The following is a 20,568-nucleotide window of genomic DNA, read 5'->3' on the forward strand; positions in this document are numbered from 1 at the left end:
AGGAGGAATGGCATTATGGCAACAGATAAGTTGATTAAAGGAAGCATGTTTTTACTTGAAGAGACGTCTTATGAAGACGTGTTTACACCGGAGGATTTTTCTGACGAGCATAAGATGATGGCGAAGATGACCCAGGATTTCGTCAATGAAAAGGTGAAGCCGGAGCTTGAGTTTATCGAGCAGCATGAATTTGACCGGTCGGTCAGACTGATGAAAGAAGCCGGAGAACTCGGTCTTCTCGGTGTGGACGTGCCTGAAGAGTACGGCGGACTTGAACTCGATAAAATCAGTTCCACGATCATTACGGAGAAATTCGGACTTGGCGGATCGTTCTCCCTGACGCACGGCGCGCACGTCGGAATCGGTTCCCTGCCCATCGTTTACTTCGGCACTGAAGAACAGAAGAAGCAGTACCTGCCGGATCTGGCCACGGGTGAACGCATCGCAGCCTACGCGCTCACAGAGCCGACGTCAGGCTCCGACGCCCTCTCCGCGAAAGCGACAGCGAAGCTGAATGAAGAAGGAACCCACTATATCCTCAATGGAGAAAAGCAGTGGATCACAAATGCCGGATTCGCCGACGTTTTCGTTGTCTATGCCAAGATTGACGGCGAACAGTTCTCCGCCTTTATCGTGGAAAAGGACCATGAAGGCGTGTCAGTCGGACCGGAAGAGAAGAAAATGGGGATCAAAGGATCCTCAACCCGTACGCTGATTTTGGAAGACGCTGTAGTACCGAAGGAAAACCTTCTCGGAGAAGCAGGCAGAGGCCACGTTATTGCCTTTAACATTTTGAACCTGGGCCGCTTTAAACTCGGTGTCGGCTGCGTCGGCGGAGCAAAGCGTGCTGTGGAAATTTCTGCAGCCTACGCCAATGAGCGTAAGCAGTTTAACATGCCGATTTCAAAGTTCACGTTAATCCAGAAGAAACTCGCGGAAATGGCAGCGAAAACGTACGCGCTTGAAAGTACGATCTACCGTACTGCGGGTCTGATTGACAAAGGCTTCGACGAACTTTCGGATGAGCAGAAAAAAGACGGAAAACTCGTCGGGAAAGCCATTGCAGAATACGCAGTGGAGTGCTCCCTGAACAAGTTCTTCGGATCCGAAGCCCTCGATGAAATCGTAGACGAAGGTGTTCAGATCCACGGCGGTAACGGCTTTATGATGGAATATGAAATTGAAAACATGTACCGGAACTCCCGTATCAACCGAATCTTCGAAGGAACGAATGAAGTCAACCGCATGCTCGTTCCTGGTACGCTCTTGAAGATGGCGATGAAAGGCGAACTGCCGCTTCTTGAGAAGGCATCAGGCCTTCAGGAAGAACTCATGATGATGATGCCTGAGGAAGTGGGCGATGAGCCGCTTGAACAGGAACGTTATCTCCTTCAGAATGCGAAGAAAATCTTCCTGATGATTGCCGGTACGGCGGCACAGAAATATGGTGAAAAGCTTCAGAAAGAGCAGGAGCTCCTCGCAAACGTGGCGGATATCGTGAGTGAAATTTACAACATAGAATCCATGGTTCTCCGCACGGAAAAAGCGATGGCAAGAGACGGTGCAGATAAGTCCGCACAGAAGCTTCTCATGACACAAGTGTACTCTCAGGAAGCATTCAATAAGATCGAAGCGTTCGCGAAAGAATCCCTCGTTGCCCTTGATGATGGTGACGGCCTTCGTACGATGCTTTCCATCCTGAAGAAGCTTACCCGTCATACACCGATCAACATGATCGCAAAGAAGCGGGAACTCGCTGCAAAAATCATTGAAGAAGAGCGATACGTCCTGTAAGCACTATGTGATACTGTTTACCAATTTGGGGCACTTCCCCTGCTCCAAAAAATATAGTCTTTCTTTCCTTCAGAAAGGCATACTTCTCTCTCACGAAGAACCCTGCTCATCGAGCAGGGTTCTTCACTTTCCCTGCAGATTAGTGGCATTGTGCAAAGGGATGCGTTACGATAAATGTGAATCACCACAATCAAAGGGGGAAACGGCATGAGCCTGACAATGTATCATTACCCGCAGTGAGGGAATTCGAGAAAAGCCAAGGCTTGGCTTGAAGAACAGGGATTTGATCTGGAGTTACACAACATCGTCAAAGAGACGCCGTCAAAGGAGACGCTGAAGGAGCTTCTTGACACAAGCGGTATGCCGCTGAAAAAGTTTTTTAATACGAGCGGAAAGAAGTACAGGGAGCTCGGCATGAAAGACAAGATGGCCGATTCTTCTGAAGAGGAACTGCTCGAGATTCTGTCATCGGACGGTATGCTGATCAAGCGCCCGCTTGTAACGGATGGCAAACAGGTGACGGTCGGGTTTAAAGAAGACATGTTTGAAGAAGCCTGGGGATGAAAAAGGGAATTATGTTTCCCTTTCCCCCTGATTTTATAGTAAAATAGAAATGTAGTAACATACATAGAACTGGAGGGGATTTCATGAGTTTACCGAAGGATCTGAAATATTCTGCTGAACATGAATGGGTGAAGCAGGAAGACGGTAAAGTGAGAATCGGGATCACGGATCATGCGCAGTCTGAGCTTGGTGATATTGTATTCGTTGAATTGCCGGAGGTCGGTGATGAAATTGAAGTAGAAGAACCGTTTGGGAGCGTTGAATCTGTCAAGACGGTCTCTGAGCTTTACGCACCGGTCACGGGAAAAGTTGTGGAAGTGAACGAAGATCTTGAAGATTCGCCTGAGTTCGTGAATGAATCACCTTACGAGAAAGCCTGGATGATTGTTGTTGAACCTTCTGATGAGGGTGAACTCAGTCAGCTCATGGATGCTGATGCTTACGATAAGCTGATCAGTGAAGAGAAGTAAGAAGTCAGGGAGCTCCCATCAACGGGGGCTTCTTTTTTGTGCCGTTTCAGACAAATCGGCACCGACAGCCCCTTTTCTTTTGTCCGGATATCCGCTATATTGTTTAGAGAGACGAAAGAATATATTCTAACAGAACACAGGAGCCTGACTTATGCTGATCCGATTCTTACGGGACTGGAAACACCAGTTCAAACAATACAATCTGAATGTCCGTTTATTCCTGCTCAGCTCCATTCTGGTCCATATCGGCATGGGGATCTTTATGATCATCTACAACTACTATATACGAGAACTCGGATATGATGACCAGATGAACGGATCGGTCATCGCCATGCAGTCGATGGCGACGGCTCTCTTACTTTTACCGGCAGGGATTCTTTCCGACCGAAAGGGCAGGAAAAAGGTGATTCTGATCGGCCTTCTTCTCGCTGCTGTCAGCCTCTTTCTGCGGGCAAGCGGGACTTCTGAATGGCTTTTGCTGTCCGGCGCCTTTATGACCGGGATGTTTATGGCAATGATCCAGGTGTCCGCGATCCCGCTCCTTGCTGAGAACTCCACCGAGAAGCAGCGGGTACATCTGTTCAGCCTCAACTTTGCCGTGATCATGTTTGCCAACGTATTCGGCAACCTGATCGGCGGGGCGTTCAGTGACCTCTTTCAGATTCTCTTTGGCATGACTGCTCTCTGGAGCATCCGGGCAACGCTATTAATCGGTGCGGTCTTCTTTTTCGCAGCACTCATTCCGGTTTTAAAGATTCGGGAGGAACGGAAATTGGAATCGAAGACGGTGCAGGACCGTTCTTTTAAGAAGCTCTTTCGAACCAATAAAGACGGATTGAAAATCATCCTTCTCTTTGCCGGTGCGCAAATTCTCATCGGTTTCGGCTCCGGCCTTGTTATTCCGTATCTGAATTTGTACTTCGTTGACCGCTTTGAAGCGAGTCATACAATGGTGGGACTCATCCTCTCTTCCGGTCAGGCGATGACGGCTGTGGCACTGATGATCGGACCGGTCGTTGTCAAACGCATCGGAGAAGTGAAAGCGGTGGTCTTCTTTCAGCTCGCATCGATCCCGTTTCTCTTACTGACGGCGTTTACTGAAATACTCTGGCTGGCGGTATTCGGTTTTCTCTTCCGGCAGGCGCTGATGAATGCCGGGAACCCGATACAGATGTCGCTGATGATGAGAAGTGTCAATGATAATATGAAGGGGCTCGCAAATTCTGTAGGCCAGGCAGTTTTCCAGCTCGGTTGGGCTGTGATGGGACCGGTTTCCACGACGATCGTGGTCGTGTACGGATCTTACTCAGGCTATGCCATCGTTTTTTCAATTACAGCCGTTCTCTATGTCATTGGTACATTATACTTTTATTTTGTGTTTCGTAACCGTATAAAACCGTTGGAGGACTGAAGGTCAAAAAAACCGACAGTTTTCCTTTGACACCGGAGGTCCGGCGTGCTAAGATACTCATCAAGACTTAAAAAACTGAATGTATCATTTCTTATCCAGAGCGGCGGAGGGACTGGCCCTATGAAGCCCGGCAACCATCACGAAAGTGGAAGGTGCCAATTCCAACAGAGCGTATTCGTACGCTTTGACAGATAAGAGACAGGACCGGTTTTTTTGGAACCAGACCTTTCTGCTTATCTGCATGGTGAGCGGAAAGGTTTTTTTGTTTTTTTGAGAGCGCCCGGCGACTTCTCGAGTTTTTTTCAGCCACAAGGGACAACCGACAGGTGTCATACCGGTTTAAAACTGAGTATACATATAAAAATAGATTGTTTTACAGTGAGAGGGTGAAACGCATGATTGAGTTAAAGCAGTTGAAGAAATACTTTCCGACCGCAACCGACACGATCAAAGCCGTTGATGATATCAATCTGACCATTGAAAAAGGGCAGATCTACGGCGTGATCGGCTACAGCGGCGCGGGGAAAAGTACGCTGATCCGTCTGTTGAATCAGCTGGAGACCCCGACTTCGGGTGAAGTGACGATTGACGGGAAGACGATCAGCCGGATGAGAAAACAGGAGCTGAGAGAAGCGAGACAGGAAATCGGCATGATTTTTCAGCATTTTAATATCCTCTGGTCACGAACTGTCGCGGAAAATATTGCATTTCCCCTTGAGATTAACGGGACATCGAAGGAAGAGCGGGAGAAGCGGGTGCAGGAGCTGGTCGATCTCGTCGGGCTGAAGGGCCGGGAGGATGCGTATCCATCCCAGCTTAGCGGTGGACAAAAGCAGCGGGTCGGCATTGCCCGTGCCCTTGCGAACAATCCGAAAGTGCTCTTGTGTGATGAAGCCACATCGGCACTCGACCCGAAAACAACCGATGCCATTCTCGATCTCCTGGTCGATATCAACAACAAGCTTGGGCTCACGATCGTGCTGATCACCCATGAAATGCATGTCATTCGAAAAATCTGTCACCGGGTAGCCGTGATGGAGAGCGGTAAATTTGTTGAGGAAGGCCCTGTACTCGATGTGTTCCGCCGTCCGAAAGAAGCGATGACAAAGGAATTCGTCAAGCAGATCCTCGAACCGGAAGATACGGAAGAGGCGGTGGAACATCTCTTCGCCGAGACGAATCTCAGCACCGTTTACCAGCTGACGTTCACAGGCAATGACGCGAAGAAACCGCTCATCACATCGATTGTCCGTCAGTTCGATGTCTCGGTGAACATCCTGCAGGGGAAGCTCTCACAGACACAGAACGGGACATACGGGACTTTGTTTGTTCAGATTGACGGAACGGATGAGCTGATTGAAGAGGTGCTCTCTTTTATCAAAGAGCGAGATGTGTTGGTGGAGGTGGTGCATCATGATTAATACACTCATTGGCGGGATCCTGTTTCCGAATGTGAACTGGGACCGCATGTTTGATGCCACCTATGAAACGATGTATATGTCGGTGGTTGCCCTGGCATTCACCTTTGTGTTTGGGATTTTACTCGGTCTGTTGCTGTTTTTGACGGACAGAGGGCAACTTTGGGAGAACAAGGCCGTCAACATCATCGTGGCAGCGTATGTCAACATCTTCCGCTCCATTCCGTTTATTATCCTGCTTGTGCTGTTGATTCCGTTCACCCGGATGCTTCTCGGTACATTTCTCGGCCCATCCGCAGCTTTGCCGGCACTGATCATCGGTGCAGCACCTTTTTATGCAAGGCTTGTGGAGATTGCCCTGAGGGAGATTGACAAAGGCGTTATTGAAGCGTCGAAGGCAATGGGCGCGAATCATCGTCAGATTATTTTCAAAGTGCTGCTGCCTGAATCCATGCCGGCACTCGTATCGGGAATTACCGTTACAGCGATTGCTCTTGTCAGCTATACGGCGATGGCAGGTGTCATCGGAGCAGGGGGCCTCGGGAACCTGGCCTATCTCGAAGGCTTTCAGCGGGGCAATCCGGACGTCACACTTTTGGCCACCATCATTGTGCTTGTTATCGTGTTTGCCTTTCAATACATCGGCGATACGATTACAAATAAATTAGATAAGCGATGACAGAAAGGGGTTTGTCGACATGAAAAAGAAGATTCAAGGAACAGTTGTTGGAGGACTTGCAGTGGGAATGCTTGCTGCCTGCGGAGGCGGAGATGATGAAACACTGGTGATTGGGGCATCAAATATCCCGCATGCAGAAATTCTCGAATTCGCCGAGCCTCTATTGGAAGAGGAAGGCGTATCGATTCAAATCGAAACGTACCAGGATTACGTGATACCAAACGAAGCTCTTCACGAAGGCGAACTGGATGCGAACTACTTCCAGCACGTCCCGTACCTCGAGTCTCAAATTGAAGATCACGGCTATGATTTTGTTAATGTCGGAGGTATTCATATCGAGCCGATCGGGGTTTATTCGCAGGATTACGGAAGCCTTGACGAACTCCCGGAAGGTGCTACGTTCATTATTTCAAACTCTGTTGCGGACCATGGCCGTATTTTGATGATGCTTGAAGCGGAAGGATTGATTACCCTTGCAGATGGAGCCGGGATCAGTGCAACCATTGATGATATCGCAGAGAATCCGAACGACTTCCAATTCAATGCAGATGTGGATGCCGGTCTCCTCGCTTCTGCTTATGAGAACAATGAAGGAGACGCGGTACTGATTAATTCAAACTATGCCCTCGATGCAGGACTTAGCCCGCTTGAGGACGCGATCGCCCTTGAAGATGCAAGCCTTGATAATCCATATGTGAATGTTATTGCCGTCAACGCAGGTGATGAGGATGATGAGCGTATTCAGACACTTTACAGCGTGCTGACATCAGAGGAAGTCCGTGACTTCATTCTTGATGAGTATGACAATGCTGTTGTTCCGGTCACCCAATAAAGCCGTAACCGAGCATCCTTCACTTGAAGGGTGCTTTTCCTTTAATTACCAGCTCATTTAGAGGAATCCGGTGCAATCATGAGAATATGTCTGTAAATTTATCTCTCACTGTTGTCAGATAATTCAGAGGGGACAAATAAAAGCTGACCCTTACACAGCGGTTTGTATGCTTGTTGGACAGAAATCTGACAAATGATATACTTACTTTTGTAAGAAATCCTCACAACGATGAGGCAAATTCCAGAAAGGACAGTGATTCATTATCCATCCGATTAAAACAACTCATACTGGTGAAATGGAAAAAGCCATGCACCAAAGCCATGGAATTGGTTATGCCGAGTACAACCAGAACCTTGACGAGCGGTTACGCGTGGAACAAGAGCGTGACAAGGAGTACAGCAAGAGTAACAGCATGGTTGACGAACTACAGCGCCAAGTCCATGCGGGGTAATGAATACTGACCGCTTTGACGAACGTGAAAAAAACAGACCTGATTCGCTTATTCAAGCGTTCAGGTCTGTTTTTTAATGTACCGAATCAGGTTGTTGGGTCTTTGAACGCCCCGCGGATTTCACTGTTGATCTGTGCGCGAAAGGCCGTGTTTTGCAGAAGTTCCTGAATAAAATCGTCCAAGGTCCATTCAGGGGCACACGTTTCGTTGATCAATGTGAGGATCTCCAATTGGTTCATTGCATGGAAGCGGCGATTATTCGCTCCTGCATCCTTGAGGGCGACCGGTGCACCGTCGATATGGAAGACGCCCGCCATGGAGCGGTAGGTATGGATGCCTTCGATGGATAAGGAGGGGATATGCGCAGTCACAAGCCCCTCATCAAAGGGGATATATTCATAAATCAGTCCAACGGCCTCAGTGCGGTGCATGATCTGAAGCTGATCGTCCGTGAGATACGTGATGAAGACCTCAGCATTGGTCCCGGGTGAAGGCGTAATCGTTGCCGGAATGGAGCCGTATGGAACGATAAATGGGCTGTGCACCACATCCGTATCTCGGATTGTCGCTTTAATGACGGGGATAACCTCTCCGAATTCCCCCAGATAATCGCCGAATTTCCGTTTTAATTGATAGGGTGCGCAGTTTGAACCATAGGCAAGAACAGGAGTTCGTTTGTGTATCATGGAGGACAATTCGCTGATGGATCCGAGAGATGCCTCTCCATCAGCTGCATAAAGAAAAGAGTCCGATGGAGACGGGAACGGATAACTTTTGGCAAAGATTAAAGGATCGTTAAGGAATGGCATTACAGCTTCTGTCCTTTCGTTTTGAGTTTCTCTGCGTACATGTTCTTATCTGCTTCGTGAAGCAAGTCTGACAGATTTGTTGTTTCTCCGAGATGTACATAGGCGCGGCCGACTGCAGCGGATAAGTGATAAGGCAGCTCTTTGTCCGCTTCTTTGACCGCGCTGATCAGGCTCTCTATAAGCCGTTCAATTTCCTCTTCACTCGGGATGGCAAGGATCGCTGCGAACTCATCGCCGCCAATCCGGTATCCGTGGCCCTTGTTACCGATGATGTCTGTCATGAGCCGGAAGATGATCCGGATGGCCTCATCACCGCTCTTATGCCCGTATTCATCATTTATGGCTTTCATATCATTAATGTCCACATAGAGGAGCCAGTGTCCATTGGCTGACTCGGAATCAGAAAGCAGTGATTGAACATCCCGCTCAAACGCCATCCGGTTATAGCCCTGTGTCAGCGGATCTGTATAAGCAAGCTGTTCATAGATGGCCGATTCCTGGAGGGTTTTAAGCCGCTTAATCAGGCTCGTCAATGCATTTGCAGCCATGAGCAGTAAAAAGAGTCCGAATCCAATCCGGAGAATATCGGATGTGAAGACCGGATCATACAACAGAAAGCTCAGCACTTCGATCAGTGCGAAAAACAGAAGGAGACCGATACCGGCGAGAAAACGCTTCGCATCCTGGTTGCGATACTTGAGTGATTCAAAAATCATCAGGCCGATCACCAGCGTGTAACTTATAAACGAAAGCAAAAAGGTGACAGTCAGTGTTTCAAAAAAATCGGCAATCCCGGACAGCTGAAGAACGATGATGAAAACAAACCAGCTGAATAAGAATGCGGTGACGGCATTGAGCCATTTTCTCTCATCCGTCAGTATAACGTGTTTTACATACATCAGAAGCGGGATCGGGATGAAAGCGAGCGCAACGTATGCGAGCCCTCCGATGAGGAACTGGTTTCCTGTGAAAAACTGAATCATACGCGACTCTGCCAAAAACCAGAAGCCGCTTGTCAGGACCATCATACCGAGGTAGAGCATTTCATAAGGTCTGATGCTTCGTAAAAATACATATGATCCGAGCATGGCGAACCCCGTGCCGATTATGATGAGTGCGAAAAGTAAATCAACCATATAATCATGGAACAGTTGGGCCTGAAGGCCGGCGCGATCACCGGCATAGGCGTGATTGATGCGGCCGCTCATGTCCTCATAGGGGGACGTCAACTCGAGCCGGAGGGTCTGCCCCGAAGCATCCGCGGGGATGTCCACAATAAACCAGTGACTTGCCGGCGGTAAACGGAGGCCGGATGCCGTTTCATCGAGAGACTGATGAATGAGCCTGTCATCGAGGTACACGCTTGCATATTGAAGAGAAGAGCGGAACATAACTGCCTGCTCACGGGTGAAAGACTCAGGCAGGTTTTTTTCAATAATTAGCGGTTCACCGGCAGGGGTATCGATCTGGCCGGGGATCTCGTTGACTGCTTCTGCTTCTCCGTCGATGATGGCCGTCCAATTTTCGTCAAAAGGAGAGGCTTCCTGGAGTTCAATATGGAGTTCGTTGGAATATAAGAAAACAGACAAAGCAGCAAAGAGCACGGCTGCGGTCAAAAAGATGATGGATGTACCTCGTCCAATGGGTTTCACTCGTATCGCATCCTGTTCATAACTGTTCGCGGCATAGACGGTTCCTGCCGGCATCCATTTAAGTGGGTAGGTACAGTGTACCATAGGCATGTTGTGTAAACGAGGGTTCCACCTGCTTATCGGTCCTGTTTTTTGCAGAATCTTCAGATTACATCGATTTCATCTGAAGAAACGAACGTATGACGGGTACGGTAACGCAGAAGATTAGGTGTTTTGCAGAGCAAGAAACCGGGAGATGATCGTGAGGATTCAGAAGGATTGATCATTTTACAGAGGGAGTCGAATCATCACCCTAATTAAGATTTATTCTCAATTAGATGTAAATTTCCGATCATGACTGAGAATCATTTTTGGAAAATGGTGTCGAAAGGCAGGAGAAATGCTGTGGCATAGTGTCAAGTGACGTGAAAAACAGTCGTTTTACTGGGTGAGGGAGCCGGGAATCGATTGAAAATAAAGGTTTTCACTATTCGTATAGTGAAAACCTGAAAGATTTTTTAAAAAATCATCCCTTTTCCTTGAATCAGTCAGGAGGATGATATAAGATTGTAATGAGAATAAAGTGAGAATGAGCGGAGCGCTCACATCTCTTATTCTATCATGTTTCAGATTAAACTTTCAAAAAATAAATGGAGGTAGTTATTCATGACCAAGCCAAGCTTAAGCGTAAAGGATCTTCATGTAAATATTGAAGAGAAGGAAATTCTGAAAGGTTTCGATATTGATGTAAAGGGTGGCGAGATTCATGCCATTATGGGACCGAACGGTACAGGGAAATCAACGCTCGCGTCCGCTCTGATGGGACACCCGAATTATGAGGTGACAAAAGGGGAAGCGTCCATCGACGGTCAGGACCTCTTCGACATGGAAGTGGATGAGCGTGCGCAGGCGGGTCTGTTTCTTGCGATGCAGTACCCGAGCGAAATTTCCGGTGTAACGAACGCGGACTTCATCCGCTCTGCGATGAACTCCCAGCGTGAAGAAGGCGACGAAATTTCTCTCATGAAATTCATCCGTAAAATGGATGATGAGATGGGCAAACTCGAAATCGATCAGTCGTTCCAGCACCGTTACCTGAATGAAGGCTTCTCCGGCGGTGAGAAGAAACGTAACGAAATTCTGCAGCTTCTCATGCTCGAGCCGCGCATTGCCATTCTTGACGAAATCGACTCCGGTCTTGATATCGATGCTTTGAAGGTTGTTGCCAAAGGCGTAAACAGCCTGAGAGGCGAGAACTTCGGCTGCATGATCATCACGCACTACCAGCGCCTGTTGAACTACATTGAGCCGGACTATGTACACGTCATGATGCAGGGCCGTATCGTGAAATCAGGCGGACCTGAGCTCGCGAAGAAACTCGAGGAAAATGGTTACGAGTGGATCAAAGAAGAGCTCGGAATCGAAGACGAAACAGTAGGCCAGGAATAAACCATCGGACAATGAGGAGGAATTTTGATGACAGCGGAAGTATCGTTTCCAATCAATAAAGAAGACGTAACACGCTTCTCAACTGACCGACAGGATCCGAAATGGTTTGCGGATCTTCGTCTGAGCGCACTTGAGCAAGCATTATCTCTTGATTTACCCAAACCTGATAAAACAAACATCACAAAATGGAACTTCAACGGTTTTTCAACGGAAACCGGCGTTGAAGCCGCCAATAAATATACGGCTCTTTCTGAAGCAGAGCGCACGCTGACGGGCGTTGAGGCGGATGTGTCCAATATCGTCGTACAGAAGAATGGTCAAAACCGTTTTACAGCCCTGACGGACGACCTGAAAGACAAAGGCGTTATTTTCACTGATATTCAGACGGCTCTTTCTGAGCACAGCGACCTCGTGAAGAAATATTTCATGCAGGACGCGGTCAACGTCAATGAGCATCGCCTGACTGCTCTTCATGCCGCAGCTCTGAATGGCGGGATCTTCATTTATATTCCAAAGAATGTCGAAGTGAAAGAACCTCTTCAGTCTGTGTTCACTCATGCAGGGGATTTCGGTCTCTTCAACCACGTGTTGATCGTGGCGGAAGCCAACAGTCAACTGACGTACGTGGAGAACTACCTGTCTGAAGGCTCAAAAGAAAATGCCTTCGTAAACATTATCGCCGAAATCTATGTGGAAGATGGTGCTGAAGTACGTTTTGGTGCAGTGGATAACCTGTCTGAAGATGTGGTGACCTACGTAAACCGCCGCGGTCAGGTCAATGGCCGGGATGCCAAACTGTACTGGGCACTCGGACAGATGAATGACGGCAACACGGTCTCAGAAAATACAACGTATCTGGTCGGTGAAGGTTCTTACGGCGACACGAAGACAGTCGCAATCGGCCGGGGCAGCCAGGTGCAGAACTTCACGACAAATGTCGTGCACTTCGGTAAAAACAGTGACGGTCAGATTCTCAAGCACGGCGTTATGAAGGATGCCGCCACCTCGATCTTCAACGGCGTATCCAAGATCGAACACGGCGCGACAAAAGCAAACGGTGAACAGACCGAGCGTGTCCTCATGCTCAGCGAAAAGGCCCGTGGTGACGCCAACCCGATCCTCCTGATCGACGAAGATGATGTCACGGCAGGTCACGCTGCGTCCGTCGGAAAAATCGATCCGGTTCAAATGTTTTATCTGATGAGCCGGGGTATGAGTAAAATCGAAGCAGAACGTCTCATTATTCACGGGTTCCTTAATCCGGTCGTGAGCGCGCTGCCGATCGACAGCGTAAAGGAGCAACTCTTTGATGTGATCGAAAGGAAAGTGTACTAAATGAATGTCCATGACGTTCGCAAACAGTTCCCGATCCTCGATCAGGAGGTAAACGGTCATCCGCTCGTTTACCTTGACAGTGCTGCGACGTCCCAAAAGCCCGTTCAGGTCATTGAAGCAGTCAATGATTATTACCGCCGTTACAATTCCAATGTGCACCGGGGGGTTCACACCCTCGGTTCATTGGCCACGGACGGTTATGAAGGAGCAAGGGAAAAAGTCCAGAAATTCATCAATGCCAAGCGCGTGGAAGAAATCATCTTCACGCGCGGTACAACAACAGCCATCAATACCGTGGCAAGGAGCTACGGGGATGCCAATGTGAAGGAAGGTGACGAAATCGTCATCACGCCGATGGAACATCACAGTAACATCATCCCCTGGCAACAGCTTGCGAAACGCACGGGAGCAGTCCTGAAGTATATCCCTCTTCAGCCTGACGGCACGATCAGTCTTGAAGACGCGGAGGCGACGATTACGGAGCGCACGAAGATCGTCGCTGTCATGCATGTCTCCAACGTCCTCGGGACAATCAATCCGATTAAAGACATCGCGGCCATCGCACACAAGCATGACGCTGTGATGCTTGTCGATGGTGCCCAGTCTGCCCCGCATATGGTCATTGACGTGCAGGATCTCAATGCGGATTTTTATGCGTTCTCTGCCCACAAGCTTTGCGGTCCGACAGGTGTCGGTGCCCTTTACGGCAAACGCAAGCTGCTCCGGAAGATGGAGCCCGTGGAGTTTGGCGGTGAGATGATAGATTTTGTGGATCTCCAGGATTCCACGTGGAAAGAGCTTCCGTGGAAATTTGAAGGGGGTACACCGATCATCGCCGGTGCCATCGGTTTTGGTGCAGCGATTGATTTTCTTAATGAGATCGGCTTGGAAGAGATTGAAGCCCATGAAAAAAAGCTCGTCACGTATGCGAAAGAACGTCTTGATCAGATGGACGGTGTCACGGTCTACGGTCCAAAAGAGCGGGCCGGCGTGCTGACGTTCAACTGTGATGACGTGCATCCGCACGATGTGGCCACGGTTCTTGACGCGGAAGGCGTTGCCGTCCGTGCCGGTCATCACTGTGCCCAGCCTTTGATGAAATGGCTTGATGTAACGGCGACTGCAAGAGCGAGCTTTTATCTGTATAATACGGAGAAGGAAGTCGACGCATTTGCAGACGCGTTAATAAAAGCAAAGGAGTATTTCGGAGATGTCTTTAGATAATCAGCTCGATACACTCTACCGGCAGGTGATCATGGATCATTACAAGAACCCGAGAAACCGCGGGGATATTGACGGGGATGTATTGAAAGTCAATATGAATAACCCGACATGCGGGGATCGGATCCAGCTGCAGATGCAGGTGGAAGATGACCATATCACCGAAGCGAAGTTTATTGGAGAAGGCTGTTCAATCAGTCTGTCATCCGCGTCCATGATGACGCAGGCCATTAAAGGTCTCCATGTGGACAAGGCCATCCGCTTGTCTCAGATCTTCTCGGATATGATGCTAGGGAAAGATTTTGACGAGGAAGAGTTTGACCTTGGTGACATCGAAGCCCTGCAGGGCGTTGCCAAATTCCCTGCCCGCATCAAATGTGCGACCCTTGCCTGGAAGGCAATGGAGCAGGGGATCCAGGGACCGGATGATGACGATGACGACGATGATGAGTAAATGACTTTATTTTCACTGTCTATATAGTGTAAAATAGAAAGCAGATGGAATCGCTCCATCTCTTATCCGTTTTGAAGTCGCTGTCGTGATCTGACATGTAACTATAGCAAGGGGAGCGGAGGATGCTCCCGATATTAATAAGGAGGGGTTCACAATGGCGAAAAAAATGCCGGAGATTAGTGAATATCAATACGGCTTTTCTGATAAAGACGTATCGATTTTCCGCTCGAAAAAAGGATTGACCAGTGATATCGTTCGAGAGATTTCACAGATGAAAGATGAGCCGCAGTGGATGCTCGATTTCCGCTTAAAATCACTTGAAACGTTTTATAAAAAACCGATGCCGCAATGGGGCGGAAATCTTAACGAACTCGATTTTGATGAGATCTTCTATTACGTGAAGCCTTCTGAGAAATCAGAGCGCTCATGGGATGAAGTCCCTGAAGAAATCAAGAACACGTTTGACAAGCTCGGGATTCCGGAAGCGGAACAGAAATACCTCGCAGGTGTCTCTGCCCAGTACGAATCTGAAGTGGTGTATCACAACATGCAACAGGATCTTGAAGATCTCGGTGTTATCTTCAAAGATACCGATACAGCGCTGAAAGAAGATGAAGAGATCTTCCGCAAGTATTTCGGTACGGTGATTCCGCCGACGGACAACAAGTTCGCAGCATTGAACTCTGCGGTCTGGTCCGGTGGCTCATTCATCTATGTGCCGAAAGGCGTCAAGACGGAAACGCCGCTTCAGGCGTATTTCCGTATTAACTCAGAGAACATGGGTCAGTTCGAGCGTACGCTCATTATTGCGGACGAAGACAGCTCTGTTCACTACGTGGAAGGTTGTACGGCTCCGGTTTACACGACGAACTCCCTGCACAGTGCGGTGGTTGAAATCATCGTTGAGAAGAATGCCTACTGCCGCTATACTACGATTCAGAACTGGGCACCAAACGTCTTCAACCTTGTTACAAAGCGTGCCGTAGCGCAGGAAAATGCGGTTATGGAATGGGTTGACGGTAACATCGGTTCCAAGCTGACGATGAAGTATCCGGCCGTTGTCATGAAAGGCCGCGGTGCACGAGGAAACGTCCTTTCCATCGCGATCGCAGGAAAAGGCCAGCATCAGGATGCGGGTGCCAAGATGCATCACCTCGCACCGGATTGCTCGTCTTCCATCGTATCCAAATCCATCTCGAAGCAGGGTGGCAAGGTTACGTATCGCGGTATTGTGCACTTTGGACGCAAAGCGGAACGCTCCATGTCCAACATTGAGTGTGACACGCTGATTATGGATAATGAATCCACATCAGATACGATTCCGTATAATGAGATTCTCAACAACGACATTACCCTTCAGCACGAAGCGACGGTTTCGAAGGTATCCGAAGAGCAGCTCTTCTACCTGATGAGCCGCGGTATTTCCGAACAGGAAGCAACGGAAATGATCGTCATGGGCTTCATTGAGCCGTTCACAAAAGAACTGCCAATGGAATATGCCGTTGAAATGAACAGATTGATTTCATTCGAAATGGAAGGATCCATCGGTTAATCCGTCTGGTATCCTGATTCAGTGAGGGAATTGAACCGGCCACGAGCCGGCTTCAATTCCCTTCGTTTATGTAACGGAGGTGATGAAGATGAGAGGACAGATCTATATCGGATGCACGGGCTGGGGGGATCATGACAGCCTGTACGAAGGGGGAACCCCTCCTTCTCAGAAGCTGTCTGTCTATGCATCGCACTTTCCTTCTGTGGAGCTCGATGCAAGTTTCTATGCGGTCCCTTCAGAACAGCAGATTGCCAAATGGATCCGGGAAACACCGGAGACATTCCGGTTCGTTGTCAAAGCCTATCAGGGGATGACGGGGCATATGCGGGGAGAGAACCCGTTTCCTTCAAAAATAGCGATGTACGACGCTTTCGATCAGGCGCTCAAACCGATGCAGGATCAGGGCAAACTCGCCATGGTGCTCTTTCAGTTCCCGCCCTGGTTTGATGTGAAAAAAGAGCATGTCAGCCTAATCAAGGGGATCCGTGAACGCTATCACCATTATGATCTGGCCCTTGAATTTCGGCACCGGTCCTGGTTTGAGCCACCGTACAGGGACAAAACGCTTGCGCTGATGAAAGAAGGGGGCTGGATTCACAGCATCTGCGATGAGCCGCAGGCAGGAGAGAAGTCCATACCCTTTGTCCCGGTTGCAACAACCGGGCACCGGACGCTGATCAGATTGCACGGCAGGAATGTTGCCGGGTGGAATTACCCGGCAAAAGGTGATGAATGGCGGGATGTCCGCTATCTGTACGATTATTCAGAGGAAGAACTGAAGACGCTGGCGAAGGATGTGAAAGCGATCCATGCTCAGTCCTCAGAGGTCTATGTGATCTTTAACAACAACTCCGGCGGCCACGCTGCAGCCAATGCTAAACGGCTCAAAGAGATCCTCGGAATAACCTATGACGGCCTGAACCCCGCACAGCTAAAGCTTTTCTGATCACCCTGACCCCATCCTTCATACGACATGTCCACCTTCCATTTCAGCTTTTGTGCATCTTTCTGTTGAAGCATGAAATGCCGAGGCGTATCATAGTGAGCAGAGGGGTATAAATCAAAGTACAGGGGCGGGGGACACGTATGGAATGGCTAGTTCTGTTGCTATTGGGGTTTGCAGCGGCAACGCTTGGGAGTCTGATCGGACTTGGCGGGGGAATCATCGTCGTACCGGGCTTACTCATTTTGCAGGATGTCACAGGTATCATCTCGGGGATTACACCGCAGGTCGCAGTAGGGACGTCACTCTTGATCATGATCTTTACAGGCTTGTCATCAACGCTCAGCTATGTGAAGCAGAAGAGCATTGACTTAAAGAGCGGTCTTGTCTTTTTTATAGGCAGCGGTCCGGGTGCAATCTTTGGCGTCTGGCTCAATCAGGGGCTCGTGATGAATCAGTTTCTCGTGATCTTCGGTACCTTTATGATCGTGATTTCCATCGTGCTGTGGCTGAAGAAACACGTCAGGCCGCTTTCGGTCCCTGTTGGGCGGAATCTGTACTGGACGGATCACCAGGGCGTGGAATGGACATACGGATACCAGCCTGTGATCGGGATTATGCTCGGGTTCATTGTCGGAAGCATATCGGGTCTTTTTGGCATCGGTGGCGGATCGCTCATGGTACCGGCCATGATTCTGCTTTTTGCGTTTCCGCCTCATCTCGCGGTGGCGACGTCGATGTTTATGATCATGCTCTCGGCAATAGTCGGCTCCGTGTCTCATATCCTTGTCGGGAATGTGCACTGGCTGTATGCCCTGGCACTGATTCCGGGCGCATGGTTCGGTGGGAAGTCGGGAGCCCTCTTAAACAGACGGCTTTCAAGTGACAGGCTCGTATTGCTGTTGCGAATCTTTTTGATTATTCTTGCCTTCCGTTTACTCTGGCAAGGGATGACGGGCTGATTGGAGGAATGGTGATGACAAACGAAACGAAACTGACGATTTTACATACAAACGACCTTCACAGTGAGCTCAATGCCTGGCCGGCAGTGACGGCGCTGTTAAAGGAAAAGCGCCAGGCAGCGTTGGACGCCGGGCGTGACGTGCTGCTGTTTGATATTGGTGATCACAGTGACCGGGTGCATCCGGTCACCGATGCCCTTCGGGGAAAAGGCAATATCGAGCTGTTGAACAGCATGGACTATGACGCCGTGACGATAGGGAACAATGAGGGCATCACGTTTTCCAAAGAGGAGCTGAACGGGCTCTATACAGATGCCAATTTCCCGGTGCTTCTGACCAACCTCAGGGATAAGGATACGTCAGAGATGCCACCGTGGACAGCGCCATACAAAATCCTTACGTTAACCGATGGCACGACGATTGGTGTGACCGCAGCAACGGTGCCGTTCCGGCAATTTTATGAACCGCTCGGATGGAAGATTGATGATCCTCTTACAGCGCTCAGACCAGTGGTTGCCAGGCTCAGGCAAGACTGTGACTTTCTGATCTGCCTTTCTCATCTTGGGCTGAGAGAAGATTATGGACTCGTCGAAGCGATGCCTGAGTTTGATCTTGTTCTCGGTTCACATACCCATCATGTTCTTGAAGAGGGAGAGCATGTGAACGGGGTCTGGATCAATCAGTCAGGACGTTCTGGTGCTTATATCGGTGAAGTGACCATCGGAGGGACGAAGGAGTCCGGCCTGTCCGTCGAGAGCGTACAATCGATTCCCGTCGATGTGCAAAAGCGCGATTACGAAACGGAGAATCAGCTCAGCAGGTTGAACCGCCGTGCCGTGTGTCTGATGGAGGAACCGGTCACGATCCTGAAAGAAGAGATGTATGTGGACTGGTTTGATGAAAGCCCGCTTGTCAGAACCCTGACCGAAGGGCTCCGATCGTGGTGTCAGACGGATCTTGCCATGGTGAATGCGGGTTCGCTCCTTGACGGGCTGAAGCCGGGTCTCGTGACGAGAGGGCAGTTGCATGAGATCTGCCCTCATCCGATCAATCCGGTCATTGTCCATATGACAGGTAAACAAATAATAGAAACGATGCAAAAAGCCGAGACCCCCGAAATGATCCATTTTCGCCTGAGAGGGTTTGGTTTTCGTGGGAAAGTATTAGGCAAGATGATTTATGCCACAGGTTCAAGTTTTGCGAAAACGCAGGAGCGTATTGACCCGGAAACATTTATCATTGATAATAAAAGAATTGAAGAAAATCGAGTTTACAAAGTGGCGACACTGGACATGTTTACGCTTGGAAGGCTGTACCCAGGGATTCGTGATGCGGAACGAACGGATATCCTCATGCCGGAATTTTTGCGTGATATTCTGTTGTGGTGCCTGCAAAACCAGAGCGGCATGATGAAATCGTCCGGATAAGTCCGTTTTGCACATTCGTAACAGGAAAGGAGGCGCACCGGTACATGAAGCTGAAATCGATCAACGCAGTGAAAAAGAACGACGTCTTAGCCAAACCGATTTATAATGACGAAGGCCAGGTGCTTTTGAATGCCTCTGTTAAATTGAGTGAATCCATGATTTCACGCCTGCAGGACAAAGGCGTGTCGTTTGTCTATCTCGAAGACCCGGATACGGATGATATTTTTGTGAACGATACACTGCCCCCGGAAAAGAAAGCAAAGGCCGTTAAAACGATTAACAAGTCGTTTAAAACCATCGCTTACCGGATTTCTGAAGGGAAGAACCTTGATATTGATGATCTGACGGTTGATTTCGCAAGTGTCGTCGAAGAAATCCTGAACACCGTCACTACGGAGAAAGACGCCATCACGATGCTGTCAAATGTGATGAACTATGACTCGTATGTGTACCAGCATTCTCTCAGCGTGACGGTGTATGCCATTGCCCTTGGGAAGAAAAAGGGACTGAACATGAAGCAGCTCAAAGAGCTTGGCCTCGGTGCGATGCTCCATGATGTCGGGAAAATGGGGATTCCGATTGAAGTGCTGAACAAAAAACAGAAACTGACAGATGAGGAATTTGATACGATTAAACAGCATGCCGAACTTGGGTTTGACATGCTGCGAAAATCGAAGACACTGCCTCTCCTTGCGGCGCACTGCGCCTATCAGCACCACGAGCGCCTTGACGGCTCGGGATACCCGAGAAAGATCGGCGAAAAAGACATCCACCTCTACGGGCAGATCCTTGCCGTGGCCGACGTGTTTGATGCCGTCACATCTCACCGCGTATACCGGAGTGCGATGCTTCCCCATGAAGGATTGGAACTTCTTCAGGCAGGTTCGGGCACACTCTTTAACCGTGAACTGGTGGACCTGTTTGCGAAGACCGTGGCGATTTATCCCGTTGGGCTCGAAGTTGTACTGAGCGACGGGTCCGCGGGGGTTGTCAAAATGAACAATCCGTTGATTCCCGATCGGCCGGTCATCAAGGTGCTCAGAGACGCTCATGGTCAGCGTTTTGACGAACCGTACGAGCTCGATCTGACGGAGCGGCTGAATATCACAATCGTAAAATGCGAGGCTCTGATCGAATCAAAAACGTATGAATCTTAATCAAACGGG

18 protein-coding genes and 1 riboswitch are annotated in these 20,568 nt (G+C 49.2%); of the genes, 16 read left to right on the plus strand and 2 right to left on the minus strand.

Annotated elements, in window-relative coordinates; translation table 11 throughout:
* Nucleotides 1-15 precede the first annotated feature (15 nt).
* The 7 genes from BSEL_RS05880 to BSEL_RS05910 all read left to right on the plus strand — a co-directional run bounded on the left by BSEL_RS05880 (nt 16) and on the right by BSEL_RS05910 (nt 7,168).
* The gene (locus BSEL_RS05880) at nt 16-1,794 is read left to right on the plus strand and encodes an acyl-CoA dehydrogenase family protein (RefSeq protein WP_013172083.1); all 1,779 of its coding nucleotides are present in this window, start codon (nt 16-18) and stop codon (nt 1,792-1,794) included.
* Nucleotides 1,795-2,001: 207 nt separating this feature from the next.
* Nucleotides 2,002-2,358, plus strand: a complete 357-nt coding sequence (locus tag BSEL_RS05885; protein WP_083769529.1) for an arsenate reductase family protein — start codon at nt 2,002-2,004, stop codon at nt 2,356-2,358.
* A gap of 83 nt (nt 2,359-2,441) precedes the next feature.
* On the plus strand, nt 2,442-2,828 hold the full coding sequence (gcvH, locus tag BSEL_RS05890; RefSeq protein ID WP_013172085.1) for a glycine cleavage system protein GcvH: 387 nt from the start codon (nt 2,442-2,444) through the stop codon (nt 2,826-2,828).
* Between the two features lie 151 nt (nt 2,829-2,979).
* The gene (locus tag BSEL_RS05895) at nt 2,980-4,239 is read left to right on the plus strand and encodes an MFS transporter (RefSeq protein WP_013172086.1); all 1,260 of its coding nucleotides are present in this window, start codon (nt 2,980-2,982) and stop codon (nt 4,237-4,239) included.
* 88 nt (nt 4,240-4,327) lie between these two features.
* Nucleotides 4,328-4,437, plus strand: a riboswitch (SAM riboswitch).
* A 197-nt stretch (nt 4,438-4,634) separates the two neighbouring features.
* Nucleotides 4,635-5,660 (plus strand): methionine ABC transporter ATP-binding protein, encoded by a 1,026-nt coding sequence (locus BSEL_RS05900; RefSeq protein WP_013172087.1) that lies wholly within the window; start codon nt 4,635-4,637, stop codon nt 5,658-5,660.
* A complete protein-coding gene (locus tag BSEL_RS05905; RefSeq protein ID WP_013172088.1) occupies nt 5,653-6,336 on the plus strand; it encodes a methionine ABC transporter permease in 684 nt (227 codons plus the stop codon). Before BSEL_RS05900 ends, BSEL_RS05905 begins: the two co-directional genes overlap by 8 nt.
* Before the next feature lie 19 nt (nt 6,337-6,355).
* Nucleotides 6,356-7,168 (plus strand): MetQ/NlpA family ABC transporter substrate-binding protein, encoded by an 813-nt coding sequence (locus tag BSEL_RS05910; RefSeq protein ID WP_013172089.1) that lies wholly within the window; start codon nt 6,356-6,358, stop codon nt 7,166-7,168.
* Nucleotides 7,169-7,705: 537 nt separating this feature from the next.
* Here the strand turns inward: BSEL_RS05910 and BSEL_RS05915 are convergent.
* On the minus strand, nt 7,706-8,428 hold the full coding sequence (locus BSEL_RS05915) for a hypothetical protein (RefSeq protein WP_013172091.1): 723 nt from the start codon (nt 8,426-8,428) through the stop codon (nt 7,706-7,708).
* Entirely contained in the window at nt 8,428-10,080 is a 1,653-nt protein-coding gene (locus tag BSEL_RS05920) for a sensor domain-containing diguanylate cyclase (protein WP_177304816.1), read from the minus strand. Before BSEL_RS05920 ends, BSEL_RS05915 begins: the two co-directional genes overlap by 1 nt.
* A gap of 645 nt (nt 10,081-10,725) precedes the next feature.
* Between BSEL_RS05920 and sufC the strand changes: the two genes are divergently transcribed.
* The 9 genes from sufC to BSEL_RS05965 all read left to right on the plus strand — a co-directional run bounded on the left by sufC (nt 10,726) and on the right by BSEL_RS05965 (nt 20,559).
* Nucleotides 10,726-11,508 (plus strand): Fe-S cluster assembly ATPase SufC, encoded by a 783-nt coding sequence (sufC, locus tag BSEL_RS05925; protein WP_013172093.1) that lies wholly within the window; start codon nt 10,726-10,728, stop codon nt 11,506-11,508.
* Between the two features lie 27 nt (nt 11,509-11,535).
* Nucleotides 11,536-12,843 (plus strand): Fe-S cluster assembly protein SufD, encoded by a 1,308-nt coding sequence (sufD, locus tag BSEL_RS05930; RefSeq protein ID WP_013172094.1) that lies wholly within the window; start codon nt 11,536-11,538, stop codon nt 12,841-12,843.
* Nucleotides 12,844-14,067: a cysteine desulfurase gene (locus tag BSEL_RS05935; protein ID WP_013172095.1), complete on the plus strand. Its 1,224-nt coding sequence runs from the start codon at nt 12,844-12,846 to the stop codon at nt 14,065-14,067.
* On the plus strand, nt 14,054-14,518 hold the full coding sequence (gene sufU, locus BSEL_RS05940) for a Fe-S cluster assembly sulfur transfer protein SufU (protein ID WP_013172096.1): 465 nt from the start codon (nt 14,054-14,056) through the stop codon (nt 14,516-14,518). Before BSEL_RS05935 ends, sufU begins: the two co-directional genes overlap by 14 nt.
* Before the next feature lie 154 nt (nt 14,519-14,672).
* Nucleotides 14,673-16,070 (plus strand): Fe-S cluster assembly protein SufB, encoded by a 1,398-nt coding sequence (gene sufB, locus BSEL_RS05945; protein ID WP_013172097.1) that lies wholly within the window; start codon nt 14,673-14,675, stop codon nt 16,068-16,070.
* Between the two features lie 88 nt (nt 16,071-16,158).
* Nucleotides 16,159-17,016 carry a DUF72 domain-containing protein gene (locus BSEL_RS05950; RefSeq protein WP_013172098.1) on the plus strand — a complete coding sequence of 286 codons (858 nt, stop codon included), beginning with the start codon at nt 16,159-16,161 and terminating at the stop codon, nt 17,014-17,016.
* A 140-nt stretch (nt 17,017-17,156) separates the two neighbouring features.
* Entirely contained in the window at nt 17,157-17,975 is an 819-nt protein-coding gene (locus BSEL_RS05955; RefSeq protein ID WP_013172099.1) for a sulfite exporter TauE/SafE family protein, read from the plus strand.
* A gap of 14 nt (nt 17,976-17,989) precedes the next feature.
* Nucleotides 17,990-19,402 (plus strand): bifunctional metallophosphatase/5'-nucleotidase, encoded by a 1,413-nt coding sequence (locus BSEL_RS05960; protein ID WP_013172100.1) that lies wholly within the window; start codon nt 17,990-17,992, stop codon nt 19,400-19,402.
* 44 nt (nt 19,403-19,446) lie between these two features.
* Nucleotides 19,447-20,559: an HD-GYP domain-containing protein gene (locus tag BSEL_RS05965; RefSeq protein WP_013172101.1), complete on the plus strand. Its 1,113-nt coding sequence runs from the start codon at nt 19,447-19,449 to the stop codon at nt 20,557-20,559.
* Nucleotides 20,560-20,568: the final 9 nt, after the last annotated feature.

Source organism: [Bacillus] selenitireducens MLS10 (genome assembly GCF_000093085.1).
In the GTDB taxonomy this organism is placed as follows: Bacteria; Bacillota; Bacilli; order Bacillales; family Salisediminibacteriaceae; genus Salisediminibacterium; species Salisediminibacterium selenitireducens.